At 69.1% G+C, this 14,280-nt stretch carries 14 protein-coding genes; 7 read left to right on the top strand and 7 right to left on the bottom strand.

What is annotated here, in order from left to right; translation table 11 throughout:
* Nucleotides 1-50 precede the first annotated feature (50 nt).
* The 3 genes from K9U40_RS18845 to K9U40_RS18835 form a co-directional block, all read right to left on the bottom strand.
* Nucleotides 51-1,388 (bottom strand): CmpA/NrtA family ABC transporter substrate-binding protein, encoded by a 1,338-nt coding sequence (locus tag K9U40_RS18845; protein ID WP_282891675.1) that lies wholly within the window; start codon nucleotides 1,386-1,388, stop codon nucleotides 51-53.
* A gap of 436 nt (nucleotides 1,389-1,824) precedes the next feature.
* Entirely contained in the window at nucleotides 1,825-2,964 is a 1,140-nt protein-coding gene (locus K9U40_RS18840; protein WP_282891674.1) for a CmpA/NrtA family ABC transporter substrate-binding protein, read from the bottom strand.
* Entirely contained in the window at nucleotides 2,961-3,551 is a 591-nt protein-coding gene (locus K9U40_RS18835) for an ANTAR domain-containing response regulator (RefSeq protein WP_282891673.1), read from the bottom strand. The genes K9U40_RS18840 and K9U40_RS18835 overlap by 4 nt, the downstream gene beginning before the upstream one ends.
* Before the next feature lie 300 nt (nucleotides 3,552-3,851).
* Here K9U40_RS18835 and K9U40_RS18830 point away from each other — a divergent pair, with 300 nt between their 5' ends.
* From K9U40_RS18830 to K9U40_RS18820, 3 genes are read left to right on the top strand one after another with little or no spacing between them, the layout of a single operon-like run.
* A complete protein-coding gene (locus tag K9U40_RS18830) occupies nucleotides 3,852-5,444 on the top strand; it encodes a hypothetical protein (protein ID WP_282891672.1) in 1,593 nt (530 codons plus the stop codon).
* An 8-nt stretch (nucleotides 5,445-5,452) separates the two neighbouring features.
* Nucleotides 5,453-6,379, top strand: a complete 927-nt coding sequence (locus K9U40_RS18825; RefSeq protein ID WP_282891671.1) for a hypothetical protein — start codon at nucleotides 5,453-5,455, stop codon at nucleotides 6,377-6,379.
* Complete coding sequence (locus K9U40_RS18820; protein WP_282891670.1) at nucleotides 6,376-7,284, top strand: hypothetical protein; 909 nt, start codon at nucleotides 6,376-6,378, stop codon at nucleotides 7,282-7,284. The genes K9U40_RS18825 and K9U40_RS18820 overlap by 4 nt, the downstream gene beginning before the upstream one ends.
* 123 nt (nucleotides 7,285-7,407) lie before the next feature.
* Here K9U40_RS18820 and rplS read toward each other — a convergent pair whose 3' ends face one another.
* From rplS to K9U40_RS18800, 4 genes are all read right to left on the bottom strand, one after another.
* Nucleotides 7,408-7,827 (bottom strand): 50S ribosomal protein L19, encoded by a 420-nt coding sequence (gene rplS / locus K9U40_RS18815; protein WP_282891669.1) that lies wholly within the window; start codon nucleotides 7,825-7,827, stop codon nucleotides 7,408-7,410.
* Between the two features lie 105 nt (nucleotides 7,828-7,932).
* On the bottom strand, nucleotides 7,933-8,640 hold the full coding sequence (gene trmD, locus K9U40_RS18810; RefSeq protein WP_282891676.1) for a tRNA (guanosine(37)-N1)-methyltransferase TrmD: 708 nt from the start codon (nucleotides 8,638-8,640) through the stop codon (nucleotides 7,933-7,935).
* A 69-nt stretch (nucleotides 8,641-8,709) separates the two neighbouring features.
* Nucleotides 8,710-9,264, bottom strand: coding sequence for a ribosome maturation factor RimM (gene rimM / locus K9U40_RS18805; protein ID WP_282891668.1), 555 nt, complete (start codon nucleotides 9,262-9,264; stop codon nucleotides 8,710-8,712).
* A gap of 27 nt (nucleotides 9,265-9,291) precedes the next feature.
* Nucleotides 9,292-10,083, bottom strand: coding sequence for a GntR family transcriptional regulator (locus K9U40_RS18800; protein ID WP_282891667.1), 792 nt, complete (start codon nucleotides 10,081-10,083; stop codon nucleotides 9,292-9,294).
* A 135-nt stretch (nucleotides 10,084-10,218) separates the two neighbouring features.
* On the opposite strand from K9U40_RS18800, the gene K9U40_RS18795 reads away from it, so the two are divergent.
* The 4 genes from K9U40_RS18795 to K9U40_RS18780 all read left to right on the top strand — a co-directional run bounded on the left by K9U40_RS18795 (nucleotide 10,219) and on the right by K9U40_RS18780 (nucleotide 14,126).
* Nucleotides 10,219-10,842 carry a TRAP transporter small permease gene (locus K9U40_RS18795; protein WP_282891666.1) on the top strand — a complete coding sequence of 208 codons (624 nt, stop codon included), beginning with the start codon at nucleotides 10,219-10,221 and terminating at the stop codon, nucleotides 10,840-10,842.
* Entirely contained in the window at nucleotides 10,842-12,107 is a 1,266-nt protein-coding gene (locus K9U40_RS18790; RefSeq protein WP_282891665.1) for a TRAP transporter large permease, read from the top strand. Before K9U40_RS18795 ends, K9U40_RS18790 begins: the two co-directional genes overlap by 1 nt.
* Before the next feature lie 26 nt (nucleotides 12,108-12,133).
* On the top strand, nucleotides 12,134-13,126 hold the full coding sequence (locus tag K9U40_RS18785) for a TRAP transporter substrate-binding protein (protein ID WP_282891664.1): 993 nt from the start codon (nucleotides 12,134-12,136) through the stop codon (nucleotides 13,124-13,126).
* A 70-nt stretch (nucleotides 13,127-13,196) separates the two neighbouring features.
* The gene (locus K9U40_RS18780; protein ID WP_282891663.1) at nucleotides 13,197-14,126 is read left to right on the top strand and encodes a dihydrodipicolinate synthase family protein; all 930 of its coding nucleotides are present in this window, start codon (nucleotides 13,197-13,199) and stop codon (nucleotides 14,124-14,126) included.
* Nucleotides 14,127-14,280 lie beyond the last annotated feature (154 nt).

The following is a 14,280-nucleotide window of genomic DNA, read 5'->3' as shown; positions in this document are numbered from 1 at the left end:
TCCCTGCCCTCCCCCGCAAGCGGGAGAGGGGGCTGCGGCACGTGCCGCGCTCAGGCCTCGACGCGCTTGATGCCGAGGCTTTTCAGGTAGGCGTGCGGATCGGCGGGATCGAAGACCTTGCCGTCGAAGAAGGTTTCCTTGCCGCGCGAGGTGCCGGCGGGAATATCCGAGGCGGCGACGCCGAGCTCCTTGGCGGCCTCGCGCCAGATGTCCTCGCGGTTCACCTTGTTGACGAGGGCGTTGATGTCCGTCGAGGGCTCGAACTTGCCCCAGCGGATGTCCTCGGTGATGAACCAGGCGTCGTGGCTCTTGAAGGGATAGGAGGCATGGTCCTTCCAGAACTTCATGTACTGGTCGGTGCCCTTCTCAACCCGGCCGTTGCCGTAATTGATGTCGCCCTTGAGGCGGCCGATGATGTCGGCGACGGGCACGTTGAACCACTGGCGCTTGCCGACGATCTCGGCCAGCTCCTGCTTGTTTTCCATCTTGTCGCACCACTGCTGGGCTTCCATCACCGCCTTCAGGATGGCCTTGGCGGTGTTGGGGTTTTTCTCCACGAAGTCGGCGCGCATGCCGAGCGCCTTCTCGGGGTGGTGCCGCCAGATCTCGCCGGTGGTGCAGGCGGTGAAGCCGATGCCCTGGTTCACGAGTTGCTCGTTCCACGGCTCGCCCACGCAGAAGGCGTCCATGTTGCCGACCTTCATGTTGGCCACCATCTGCGGCGGCGGCACCACGATGGTGGAGACGTCCTTGTCCGGGTCGATGCCGGCGCTCGCCAGCCAGTAGCGGATCCACAAATCGTGGGTGCCGCCGGGGAAGGTCATGGCGATCTTGACCTCCTTGCCCTCGGCTCTCTTCTTGGCGAAGGCCGCCTTCAGCGCCCCGGCGTCGGCCGTGACCTTGAGGTCCTTGTATTCGTTGGAGACCGAGATGGCCTGGGCGTCGAGGTTGAGGCGCGCCAGGATGACCATGGGGGTCGGCACGTTGTTCTGCGTCACCTTGCCCGCGGAGATGAGGTAGGGCATGGGCGAGAGGATGTGCGCGCCGTCGATGCCGTTCTTCTCGCCGCCGAGCACGAGGTTGTCGCGGGTGGCGCCCCAGGAGGCCTGCTTCACCACCTCCACGTCCGGCACGCCGTGCTTGGCGAACAGGCCCTTCTCCTTGGCGATGACCAGGGGCGAGGCGTCCATGAGGGCGATATAGCCCAGGATCGCCTTGGTGGTTTCCGGCGCTGCCGCATAAGCAGACGGCACGCCGCCGGGGAAGGCCATGCGCACCGCGTCGAACAGGGCGGCGGTACCCAGCGCCGCGGCCGAGCCTTTCAGCAGCGAGCGGCGGGACACGCCTGCGGCGGCGGCGGGAAACGTGGTCTTCGAAGCGTCGCTCATTCTTGGTTCCTCTGGATCGGCGGACGGCGCAGAGGGGACCCGAAACAAAAAAAGCCGCAGGACATCACGACCGGCCGAAGGGCCATCGGTGTCAGCGGCTTTGCTGCGGGTCCCGTCATTGGGACGAATGTTATGGGGGGCGAGATCGTCGTTGACCGCGCTTGGGGATTACCAATGCAAGCGGCGGGCCAAGTGGGTTGAAAGGCTCATGTATCTGAAATTACAACATTTACGCCTTGGTGAAAATTCGGGCAGCAGAAATCCCTGCCTTCTGGCTGCGCATGGATGAGGTGCACTTGCATTCAAATTGTGCGCTGCGGTCGGCGCGAAGGGGCTGCCGGGAAGCTGTCGGAAAGCTCGATCCGAGGGCCGTTTGCAGACGGCTATGGTGATCCATGACGGCGGGGCGAACAGGCCAAAGGTCCTGGCGGCGCGGCTATGTCCCGCTCGCGCCCCCCAGAAACGCCCGCGCGTCGAAGGCCGCGCCGAACTGGGTGGCGACGCAATCCGGCTCGGGATGCTTCACCGGCACCGCGCCCACCGCCTGGTCGAAGATGTCCGGCCGGTAGACGCTCATGGCTTCGCGCGCCGCGTCGGCGGCGAACTCGCCCTGTCCGGCGGCGACGATCTGGGCATACATCCACAGGGCATGGTCGCGCTCGGGCCGGTTGGCGCCGTCGCGGTTGAGCACCAGATAATCGGGATGGACCCGCAGCGTGCCGCCGGGCGCCGAATGCAGCCGCCCGTCCAAGGTGCGCTTCAGCACGTCGGCGGGCAGGTTGAGATGGCGCGGCTCGCCCAGGAGCCGGGCAAGGTCCTCGTGGTTGGCCGCATCCTCGCACCAGCGGGCGGCGGCGTGGAGCGCGCGCACCAGGCGGTGCAGCAGCTCGGGCTCGGCATTGGCGAAGCGGGCGTGCACCCCCAGCACCTTCTCCGGCACCCAGCCGAAGATCTCCGCCCCCAGCACCGCGATGCGCCCCACATCCGCCTCCACCGCCACCGAATTCCAGGGCGAGCCGACGCAGAAGCCGTGGATGAGCCCGCCGCGCAGGCTCTCGGCCATGTACGGGGGCGGCACCACCACGAACCGCACGTCCCGGTCCGGGTCGATGCCGCCGCCACTCAGGAAGTGGCGCAGCAGATAGGTGTGGGTGGAGAAGGCATAGACCGAGGCGAAAGTGAGCGGGTCGCGCCCCTCGGCCTTGCGCTGGCGCACCACCTTGCCCAGCGCCTGCGCCGCGCCGGGGGCGATGGAGAGGTCCTCCCCCACCTCGCCCATGGCGGCGTAGATGTGCTTGTCGATGGTGATGGCGCTGCCGTTGAGGTTGAGCGCGAACGGCACCACCAGGGGCACCCGCACGTGGCCGAGGCCCAGCGAGGAGGCGATGGCCAGCGGCCCCAGCATGTGGGCGCCGTCGAGCAGGCCCACATTCACCTTGTCGCGGATGTTGGCCCAGGACACCTCCTTGTGCAGCTCGATCTCGATGCCCTCCGCCATGGCGAAGCCGCGCTCTGAGGCGGCGATCAGCACCGCCGCGTCGGTGAGGGGGATGAACCCCATGGCGAGCCGTCTCATCGCAGAAGCTCCGCGGCGGTGATGATGGACTGGGCGATGTCGGCGATGCGCTTCTTCTCGTTCATGGCGGTGCGGCGCAAAAGGCCGTAGGCGGCCTCCTCGTCGATGCCCTTCATCTTCATGAGGATCATCTTCGCGCGGTCCACCACCTTGCGCTCCTCCAGCTGGGTCTTGGCCTCCTCCAGCTCCGCCTTGAGGCGGGCGAAGGCGCGGAAGCGGGAGATGGTGGTCTCCAGGATCGGCTTAACCCGGTCCTTCCTCAGCCCGTCCACCACATAGGAGGCGACGCCGGCCTCGATGGCGTCCTCGATGGTTTTCGAGTCGGTCTGGTCCACGAACATGGCAATGGGTCGCTTCACCTCGCGGCTCACCTGGAACATCTGCTCGATGGTGTCGCGGGAGGGGTCCTCGAGGTCGATGAGGATCACGTCCGGGTCGATGGCGTAGATGCGCTCAAGGAGGTTGGTGCGCCCGGTGATGCGCAGCACGTTCTGGAAGCCGGCCTCCTTCAGGCCTTCCTCCAGAATGGCGGCGCGGACGGGGCTTTCGTCCACGATCACGATCCGCAGCGAGAGGTCGTTCGCCATGAGTGTCCGAGGGATTGGCCGGATCCGGGGAATGGGGCGGGCCGGCTTGAAGCCGCTCGCTCCCACCTCACCCGCCGGGGCCTTCGAGGTCAAGCCTTACCGGGGCGCCGGCCGTGCCTCTGTTTTAAGCGGCCCCCGTCGCCGCGTTCGGCGCGGGGGCCGGGGGATGCCCGGTCGCAGCACCGTGCTTTTGAGGCGAGACCCCGCCGGTGTGGCGCCGACGGCGTGGACCTTCGCGCATTCGCGCTCTAGAACGCGGGCGAATGCGGCGTCGCGCCGCGTGCCGGGCGGAGGATGATCGTGAGCGTGGAGGCGAGCGAAAGGCGCAGGAGCACCGTCGCGTTGCGCGGCCTCGTCTTTCTCATCGTGCTCCTGCTCGCCACGGCGGTCATCGTCGCCCAGCAGCTGGGGGCCGGCGCCTATGTGGCGGAGCTCGGCGCCACCGATCCCGAGGAGGCGCGCCATTTCGTCACCGCCCTCATGGTGGCCGACCACGCCGCCGCCGGCTTTCCCGCGCCGGGCGCCTTCGCGGCGGACTATGGCCTCGCCGCCCCGCAGGCGCTGCCGCTCTCCCGGCTCACCCTGTTCCATGTGCTGACGGGCGGCTGGCTGCTGCTGCTGACGCCCACCACGCCGGCGGCGCTGCTGCTGCCGGCGGCGCTCGCCGCGCTGCTGGTGGTGAGCGCGGGCTGGGCCACGGCGTGGTCGGTGGGCGTGCTGCCGGCGGTGGCGGTGGGCTTCGTGCTCGCCGCCTTGCCGCTGCTGCGGGAGGCGAGCCTCGTGCTGGGCCTCGATCTGCCGCTGGCCTTGTCCGCGCTCCTGTCCGCTTTGGCCTTCGGCCGCTGCATGCGGCGCGGCACCACCGCTTCCGCCGCCTTGTTCGCCGCCGCCGGGGCGATCAGCGTGCTCGTGGCGCCGGCGGGGGCGGTGGTTCTGCTGCTGCCGCCGCTGGCGGCGCTGATGGCCGGGCGGCTTGATCTGATGCGGCGGGCGCGCGTCCTCGTGCCGCTCGCGGCTCTCGCTGTGCTGGCGCTGGCGGTGGCGCTCGCCGCCGGCCGGCTGCCCCCGGTGGTGACGGCGCAGGGGCCGGAGCAGGTCTGGCAGACGCTGCGCGCCGCCTTCGGCACCCTGCCGCTGGCCCTTGCCGCCGCTGGCCTCGTCTTCACCGTGGTGGACGGCTGGCGCAAGGCGGCAGGGACGCATGGGGAGGCGCAGGCGCTGGCCCCGGTGGCGGCGCTGGTGCCGGCCTTCACCCTCGCCTTCTGGCTGGGGGTGGGGCGGGGCGTTCCCATTGATGCCATTGTCCTTCTGGCGCCGGTGGCCATGCTGGCGGCGTTCGGCGCCATGCGGCTCACCGGCCTCCTGGTCTCGGGCTGGGGCACCATCCGGGAGCTGGCGGTGGCGCTCCTGCTGCTGCTTGCCGCCATGCCGGGCCTGCTCCAGCAGGTGCGCAAGGGACCCATCGGCATGGATGCGGCGGCGGAGGCCTTCCTCGCCCGCGATGCGGCGCCCCCCGTGATCGTGGTTGCCGGCGATGCGAGGGGGGCGGCGGCGCTGGGGGCCGCCATCGCCCAGCGCGACCGCGCCCGCCGCAGCTTCGTGGTGGAGGCGGACCGCCTGCCCACCGCCACCCCCGAGGAGCTTCTGGCCGCCTTTGACGCCATCGGCGCGGCGGCCCTGGCCGTGGAGGCGCGGGAGACCGGGGCGACGCCCGCCAGCCGGGCGGCTCAGGCGACGGTCGCCGCCTTCCCGGACCGGTTCCGCGCCATCGGTACCTTCCCGAGGGCGGACGGGCGGGGCGAGGTGGTGCTCCATGCTGTCTCCCGCGCCGTACCCCCGCCTTCGGACCCCGTCCCCGTCCTGCGCCGCCTCACGGCGCCGTCCCAGCCCTGAGCCGACCCATGCGCGATCTCGCCGACTATGCGCTGAAGGACTGGCTCGGCGCCGCCCCGCTGGCGCACCGCCTGCGGCGGGCGCGCAACCTTCTGGTGGACCGCATCTATGCCCGCCGGCACGCCCGCGGACAGCAGGCGCTGGTGGCGCGGCTGAAGGCTGAGCGCGCCCCCGCCCTGGCCTTCACCGTCGCCTTCAACATGCCGGAAGCCGTCGCCCTGCTGGCCGAGGCCATGGGCCGCTTCCTGCCCGATACGCCGCTGGTGGTGTGCGACAACTCCACCGATGCCGCCGCCCGCGCCGCCATTGCCGCCCTGTGCGCGGAGCGCGGCATCGCCTATTGCCCGCTGCCGCCCTCGCCCTATCGCGGCGGGCGCAACGGCTCGCGCTCCCATGCGGTGGCGCTGAACTGGATCTGGGCCAATCTCGTGCGCCCGGTGGCGCCGCCGGTGGTGGCCCTGCTCGACCACGATTTGATCCCGCTTCAGGGGGACGACCTGCCCGCCCGCGTCGCCGCCCAGCCCTGCTACGGCATGGCGCGCCATGGCGAGGGTCATAAGGCCTGGTACCTGTGGCCGGGCTTCAGCGTGTTCAATTACAAGGCGGTGCAGGGCCTGCCGCTGGACTTCGGCACCGACACTCCGCTCACCCTTGACACCGGTGGGCAGAACTGGAACGTCCTCTACCGCCGCCTCGACCGGGAGGCGCTGGCATTCGCGGAAACCCGCACCGTGTTCGTCGCCGATCCCGGCACGGGGGCGGGAGAGGATCACCTGCTGGTGGACGGATGGCTGCACGCCGGTGGCGCCGGCCATGGCGGGCGCGGGCGGGCCTTCGACACGGTGGCGCGGGCCTTCGCGGCGGATCCGGACGGCCTTCTCGCCCGATTGCGCGCCGGGGCGGGAGACACGGCCGCATCGGGAGCAGCCTCATGAGCGGGTCTGAAGGGCACAAGCGGGCCGGGCTGGCCGGCCTGATCGCGTCGCTGCCGGGCCTCCATACCCTCAACCACGCGCGCTACGCCGTGCTCGACCGGCTCTATCGCGGTCGCCGGGCCGAGGGGCAGGCCGAGGTGGTGGAGGCGCTGGGCCGCCGCCGCGACGGTGCCCTCGCTTTGACCATCGCCTACAACGTGCCGGAAGCGGTGGCGCTTCTGGCCGATTCCATGGCGCGCTTCGCCCCCGGCACGCCGCTGCTCGTCTGCGACAATTCCACGGAGCCGCAGGCGCGGCGCGAGCTTGCCGCCATCGCGGCGGACAAGGGACTTTACTACCTCGCTTTGCCGCCGGCGCCCCTGGTGCGGGTGCGCACCGCCCGTTCCCATGCCGCCGCCGCCAACTGGGTGTTCCACAACGTGCTGCGCAAGGTGAAGCCGCGCGTGTTCGCCATGCTCGACCACGATCTGGTGCTGCTGAAGCCCACCGACCTTGCCGCTTTGGTGGCGCGCCAGCCCATCTACGGGCTCCAGCGCTGGAGCAGCCGGGTGAAGGCCTGGTACCTGTGGCCGGGATTTTCGATCTATGACGGCAGCCTCGTGGCCAAGCCGCTGGATTTCGGCCCCGACCGGCTTTTGGGCACCGACACCGGCGGGCGCAACTGGCATGTGCTGTTCCGCAAGCTCGATGTCTCCGGCTTCGCCTGGCCGCACGCGCGCTCGGTGCGCGTGCCCGCGCCGGACGGGGGCTGGAGCGAGCCTAAGATGCTGCTGGATGCTTGGCTGCATGTGGGCGGCGCCAGCTATCGCGGCGGCGAGACCGCGCTCGCCGAGATCCGCCGCGCCTTCGATGCCGACCCGGACGGGCTGTTCGCGCGCCTCAGGGACGACGTGCCGGGCGCCTGAGCAGCCTGGATGCCTTCGCTCAGGCGCTGCGCGGGCCCGAAACGAAAAAAACGCCCCCGGGTGGTCCCGGAGGCGTTGAATATTCGGCGCTTCAGGCGGCGGATGCCGGCCCTGGGGCTCTGCTCACTCGGCGGCGGCGACGGGGGCCGATTTGCCGCCCTTCTTGATCTTGCCGTCGGCGGTGCGGTCCTGGCGCTCGGCGATACGGGCCGACTTGCCGCGACGATCGCGCAGGTAATAGAGCTTGGCGCGGCGCACCTTGCCGCGGCGGACCACCTTGATGGAATCGATCAGCGGCGCATAGACCGGGAACACGCGCTCCACGCCCTCGCCGTAGGAAATCTTGCGAACCGTGAAGCTCTCGTTGAGGCCGCCGCCGGAACGCGCGATGCACACGCCCTCATAGGCCTGCACGCGGGTGCGCTCGCCTTCGACCACCTTCACGTTCACGATAACGGTATCGCCGGGCTGGAAGTCCGGGATGGCACGCTTTTCGGCGAGTTTCGCCGCCTGCTCGGCTTCGAGCGTCTGGATGATGTTCATGTCGCCAACCTTTATGCAGTCACCGGTCCGGCAAAACGCCCCGGTGCCGCATCGTGTCGTTTTAAGTTAAGGGACGCGGCTCCATAGCCGAGAAATAGGGCCGTGTCATTCCCTTTCCTTCATGGTTCCGTCATGCGGGAGAAGATCCGGCCGCCGCGCGCGGGTGACGGCGAGGGACTGGGCGTGGCGCCAGCGGGCGATGCGGGCATGGTCGCCTGAGGTCAGCACCTCCGGGATGGGCTGGCCCTCGAACAGCTGCGGGCGGGTATATTGGGGATATTCCAGCAGGCCGGCGGAAAAGCTCTCCTCGGTGCCGCTTTCCGTCTTGCCCATGACGCCGGGAATGAGCCGCACGCAGGCATCCAGCAGCAGCAGCGCCGCCGCCTCGCCGCCGGACAGCACCACGTCGCCGACGCAGATTTCCTCGAGGTTGCGGGCCGCGACGATGCGCTCGTCCACCCCCTCGAACCGCCCGCACAGGATCACCGCGCCGGGCCCTTCCGACAGAGCGCGCACCCGCGCCTGGGTGAGCGGCGCGCCGCGCGGGGTCATGAGCAGGCGCGGGCGGGGATCGCCGGGCGGGGAGACGGCGTCGATGGCGCGGGCCAGCACGTCGGCGCGCATGACCATGCCGGGGCCGCCGCCGGCGGGGGTGTCGTCCACCGAGCGGTGCCTGTCGAGGGCATGGTCGCGGATCTGCACCGCCTCCAGCGCCCACAGCCCCTTCTCCAGCGCCCGGCCGGCGAGGGCATGGCCGAGGGGGCCGGGAAACATCTCCGGATAAAGGGTGAGGATGCTGGCGCGGAAGGTCATGGTGGCGTGATGGGGGAGGGGCGCGCCCAAGTCAAACGGGGGGCTCGGTGCGCCGCGCTCACTCCGTCCCTATTCGCTCGCGTCCTCGCCGTCCTCCGGCTCCGGCGCCTTGCGCTCCACGAAGGCTTCGGCGATCACCACGCGCCGGCCGGGCACGTCCACCACCGGCACCGCATCCTTCGAGAAGGGCACCATCAGCGTCCTGGCCTTGGTGGCGGGCAGCAGGGGGGCGTATTCCAGGATGTCGCCGGCGCCGAAATCCTGCAGCGCCACCACCTTGCCGATCACCGCGCCGGCCTCGTCCACCACGTCGAGGCCGATGAGGTCGGCATGGTAGAAGGTGTCCGCGTCGTCCGGCGCCGGCAGGGCCTCGCGGGCGACGAACAGGTCCACATTGGTGAGCGCCTCGGCCGCCGTGCGATCGGCGATGCCCTCGATGCGGGCGACGAAATGGTCCTTGGCCGCGCGCAGGGCGGCGATGCGGAAGCGCTTCTTGCCGGTGGCGTCGGTGAGCGGATCGTAGTCCAGCACCGCGCCGGGGTCCTCGGTGAAGACGAACAGGCGCACCTCGCCCCTCACGCCATGGGGGGCGCCGATGCGGGCGACGAGGATGCGGTCGGCCATGGGGTCTCCGGAACAGGAGATCCGGCTCTAGCCCAGGACCTCGCCCTTTGCCAAGGGCGGCGGGACGGGAAGCAGGGCGCCGGCCCGTTCCGCGTCCCGCGCCGCGCCGCGGCCGCCTTCGCCCGCCGCGGCGCGGGCGGCCCGGTGCTCGATGACCCGGATGAGGTCGGCGTGCACGGTGGCGATATGGGCGTCGAGGAAGCGGCTGGCCTCCGCCACGGCGCCGGCCCGGCACAGGGCGATGAGCTGGGCGTGCTCGCTTTCCGCCCGGCCCATGGCTTCCGTGGTGGAGAGCTGGAGGCGGGTGTAGCGGTCGGAGGTCTGGAGCAGGGCGGCGACGATCTGGCGGGTGCGGGGCAGGGCCGCGCGATCATAGAGCGCCATGTGGAAATCGGCGTTGAGGATGCCCCACCGGCTCACGTCGTGGGCCTTGGTGGCGGCGGTGAAGCGGGCGTGGATCGCATCGAGCCTTGCGAAGTCCTCGGTGGTGAAGAGCGGCACCGCGCGTTCCAACAGGCGCGGCTCCATGATGCGCCTGAGCTCGAACACGTCGTTGATCTCCTCCACCGACAGGTCGGAGACGATGGCTCCCTTCTGCGGGACGATGCGCACCAGGCCCTCGGCCTCCAGCTGGAACAGCGCCTCGCGCACCGGGATGCGGCTGACGCCATAGGCATCCGCCAGCGCATCCTGCCGCAGCTGGGTGCCGGCGGGATGGGTGCCGTCGAGGATCGCCTGGCGCAACTGGTCGAGGATCGCCGCCGAGAGGGTGCGGTGCTTGAGGCCCTTCTGGGCGGCGGTCGGACTGCCGGAATTCATGCTGCCGGAATTCATGGGTCTGAGCTACAGCAAAAAGCGTTGGCGGGGTATTGACGTGTCGAATGTATAAAATCTACATTTAAAACGAAAGCACCAAATCGAGGCCCACAAGGGTCCGCCTTCCAGAGCGATAAAATGAACCATGCGACCAAGACAGGCGCCGCGGGAGCGGGGCCGTGCGGGCTCGTGCTCGCCCTCTCGTCCGGCCTTCTCGCCTTCGAGCGGGTGGCGGTGATCGGCCTGATGGGGCTCGTGAGCTTCCTCATCCTGCTGAATGTGGTGACCCGCTATACCGGGACGCCCATCTACTGGATCGACGAATCGGCCGTGTATGCGGTGGTGTGGCTGAGCTTCATCGGCGCCTCGGCCATGACGCGGCTGCGCCTCGATTTCAGCGTCGGGCTGCTCACGGAGCGCCTGCCGCCCGCCGGCGTGAAGGCGGCCCGAGCCATCGCCACGGTGTTCACCGTGCTGTTCGGGCTGATCCTGTCCTACATGTGCTGGATCTGGATGGACCCGGTCGGCATCGCCGCCGCCGGCTTCGATGCCAGGACCTTCGCGGGCGAGACCTTCAACTTCCTCTATACGGAACACACCCAGACGCTGAACTGGCCGACCTGGGTGGTGAGCCTCGTCATTCCGCTGTTCGCGGTCTCCATCACCCTTCACGGCCTCGCCAACCTGGTGGAGGACTTGGAGTTCATGCCGCGCCGCGTCTATCGCGGCTTCCCCATGGCCCATGCGGAGGCGGCAAGCTGATGGTCACCACCGCCGCCTTCCTCATCACCATGCTGGTGGGCGTGCCCATCAGCCTGTGCATCGCCCTGTCCGGGGTGGCGTTCATCCTCGCCACCGGCAACCCGCTGCTGCTCCAGACCTTTCCCACCCAGCTGTTCGGCGGGGTGGACAGCTACGGCCTCATCGCCATCCCCCTGTTCGTGCTGATCGGCGAGATCATGAACGGGGGCGGCATCACCCGCCGCCTCATCGACATGGCCATGGCGGTGGTGGGCCGGCTGAAGGGCGGGCTCGCTTATGTGAACCTCATCGCCAACATGCTGGTGTCGTCCATCCTCGGCTCGGCCACGGCGCAGGTCGCCATCATGGCGCAGATCCTGGTGCCGGAGATGGAGAGGAAGGGCTACGACAAGACCTTCGCCGCCGGTCTCACCGCCTATGCGGGCATGCTGGGGCCCATCATCCCGCCGTCCATCATGTTCGTGGTCTATTCGGTGCTGGCGCAGGTGTCGGTGAGCGACATGCTGATCGCCGGCATTATCCCCGGCGTGCTGCTGACGGGGCTGTTCTGCCTCTGCGTCTACATCATGGGCTTCTTCTACGACTATCCCCGCGGCGAGGCCATGACCTGGCGCCAGCGGGTGGATATCGTGCTGAACGCCATCCCCACGCTGATCATCCCCGTGGTCATCGTCGGCTCCATCCTCACCGGCCTTGCCAATGCCACCGAGGCGGCGGCGGTGGGGGCGCTGGCGGCGCTCCTCATCGGCCGCTACTGGACCCGCGAGCTGTCCTTCTCCGACCTGCCTCAGATGCTGCTGAAGGCGGGGCTCTATTCCTCCGTCATCCTGTTCCTGGTGGCGGTGGCGGCGGTGTTCTCCTGGGTGCTGGTCTACGGCAAGGTCCCGCAGGCGGTGGCGGCCTGGGTGCAGACCGTGGCCCACGACCCCGTCACCTTCATGCTGCTGGTCAACGTCATCCTGCTGGTCATCGGCACGGTGATCGACGGCGCGCCCGGCCTCATCATGACGGTGCCGATCCTGCTGCCGGTGGCGACCCTCGTCTATGGCATCGACCCCGTGCATTTCGGCGTGGTGGTGGTGATCAACCTCGTCCTCGGCTTCCTCTCCCCGCCGGTCGGCCTGTGCTTCTTCGTCGCCTCGGCAGTCACCGGGGCGAAGGTGGGGCGGATGTTCTACGTCACCCTGCCGTTCTTCTTCGCCGCCTGTGCCCTTCTGGTGCTGCTGTCGCTGGTGCCGTCGCTCTCCACCGCCCTCGTCAAATGAACAAGCAACCTTCCCGGAGCCCCGCCATGATTCTGTCCCGTCGCCATTTCCTCCTGAGCGCCGCCGCCGGCGCCGCCCTTCCCCTCGCCGCGCCGGGCGTGGTGCGGGCCCAGGAGGCGAAGGAATTCCGCCTCGGCATCATCACCCCGGTGGGCCATCCCTGGAACGTGGCCGCCGAGAAGGTGGGCGCCATGCTGAAGGAGGAGACCAAGGGCCGGCTTTCCATCAGCGTCTTCCCCTCGGGCCAGCTCGGCAACGAGGCGGCCATGCTGCAGCAGATGCAGACCGGCGCCCTCGACATGGGCTGGATCATGACTGCCGAATTGGGCTCGCGGGTGCCGGCGATTGCCGCCATCAACGCCCCGTGGGTGGTGGATTCCACCGCCAAGGCCGGCAAGCTGGTGCGCACCCCCGTGGCCATGAGCCTTTTGGACGTGCTGCCCAAGGAGACCGGGACGGTGGGCCTCGCCTGGGGCATCACCACCATGCGCGTCGTGTTCTCCGCGAAGCCCATCACGGGCATCAAGGACCTCAACGGCATGAAGCTGCGCATCAATACGACGCCGGCCTATCGCGACTTCTACCAGCTGCTCGGCGCCGCCCCGACCCCGATCCCGACGCCTGCGGTGTTCGACGCCATGTCCAACGGCCAGGTGGATGGCCTGGAGGCCGACCTCGACTTCTCCTGGAACCAGCGCTTCGACAAGGTGTCGAAGACCATGCTGAAGATGGACGCCATCTTCATGCCGGTCATTGCTTTGGTCTCGGGCCGGGTGTGGCAGACCCTGTCGCCCGCCGACAAGGCGCTTATCAGCAAGCTCACGAAGAGCGCGCTCGACGCCCAGGTGGACGAGACCGTGGTGAACGAGCCGGTGCTGCTGGAGAAGTTCAAGGCCGCGATCCCGATCAAGGTGGCGGAGGTGGCCGACCGCGAGAAGATCATCGCCGAATACGACAGGATCTGGCTGCCCAAGGCCCCGATCCTCGCCGACCTGCGCAAGGCCGGCGCCGCCCTCTGATCCCGCAAACCTGCACGCGGGCGGGGCGGGGCCTCGTCCGCACTCCCTATCGACACAAGGATGACATGAGATGAAGCCGGCAATCAGCTGGGAAGGGGTCTTTCCGGCCGTGACCACCCAGTTCCGCGAGGATTTTTCGCTTGATATCGACGCCACCGCCAAGGTGATGGAAGGCCTCGTCCGCGACGGCGTGTCCGGCATGATCGTGTGCGGCACCGTGGGCGAGAACTGCTCGCTCACCACTGCGGAGAAGATCCAGGTGATGGAGGCCGGCAAGGCGGTTGCCGCCGGCCGGGTGCCGGTGATCTGCGGCATCGCCGAATTCACCAGCGCATTCGCCATCGCCACCGCGAAGGAAGCCGCCAGGGTGGGCGTGGACGGCATCATGCTCATGCCGGCGCTGGTCTATTCCTCCAAGCCCCATGAGACGGCGGCCCATTTCCGCACCGTCTCCAAGGCCACCGACCTGCCGGTGATGATCTACAACAACCCGCCGGTCTACAAGAACGACGTGACCCCGGACGTGGTCGCCTCCCTCGTGGATTGCGAGACCATCGTCTGCTTCAAGGAAAGCTCGGGCGACACCCGCCGCTTCATCGACCTGCGCAACAAGGTGGGCGACCGCTTCATCATGTTCGCCGGCCTTGACGACGTGGTGGTGGAGAGCATCGCCATGGGCGCGCAGGGCTGGGTGTCGGGCATGTCCAACGCCTTCCCGCGCGAGGGCGAGACCCTGTTCCGCCTCGCCCGCGCCGGCCGTTTCGCCGAAGCCATGGCGCTCTACGAGTGGTTCATGCCGCTGCTGCATCTCGATGCGCGCCCCGATCTGGTCCAGTGCATCAAGCTGTGCGAGCACATCATGGGCCGTGGCACTTTCCTCACCCGCCCGCCGCGCCTCGCGCTGCTGGACCACGAGCGGGCCGAGGTGGAGGCGCTGATGGCGGCCGCCCTGAAGACCCGTCCGGAGCTTCCCGACGTGGGGCTGCAGGCGGCCGCCTGAGGATGTTTGAGGCTAGCTCCCTTCCCATCCTTCCCGCCAGAACTCGGCGGTTGCCGAGTTCTGTTCTCACGCGCTGAAGCCGGAGATAGCCAGTTTCGGCGCTTGAGAGGGTTGCTCCCTCTCCCGCTTGCGGGGGAGGGATGGGGAGGGGGCC

This window comes from Xanthobacter autotrophicus (genome assembly GCF_030015065.1).
GTDB lineage: Bacteria > Pseudomonadota > Alphaproteobacteria > Rhizobiales > Xanthobacteraceae > Xanthobacter > Xanthobacter autotrophicus_D.
The sequence above is the reverse complement of the archived record's forward strand: the minus strand, read 5'-3'. Positions and strand labels throughout refer to the sequence as shown.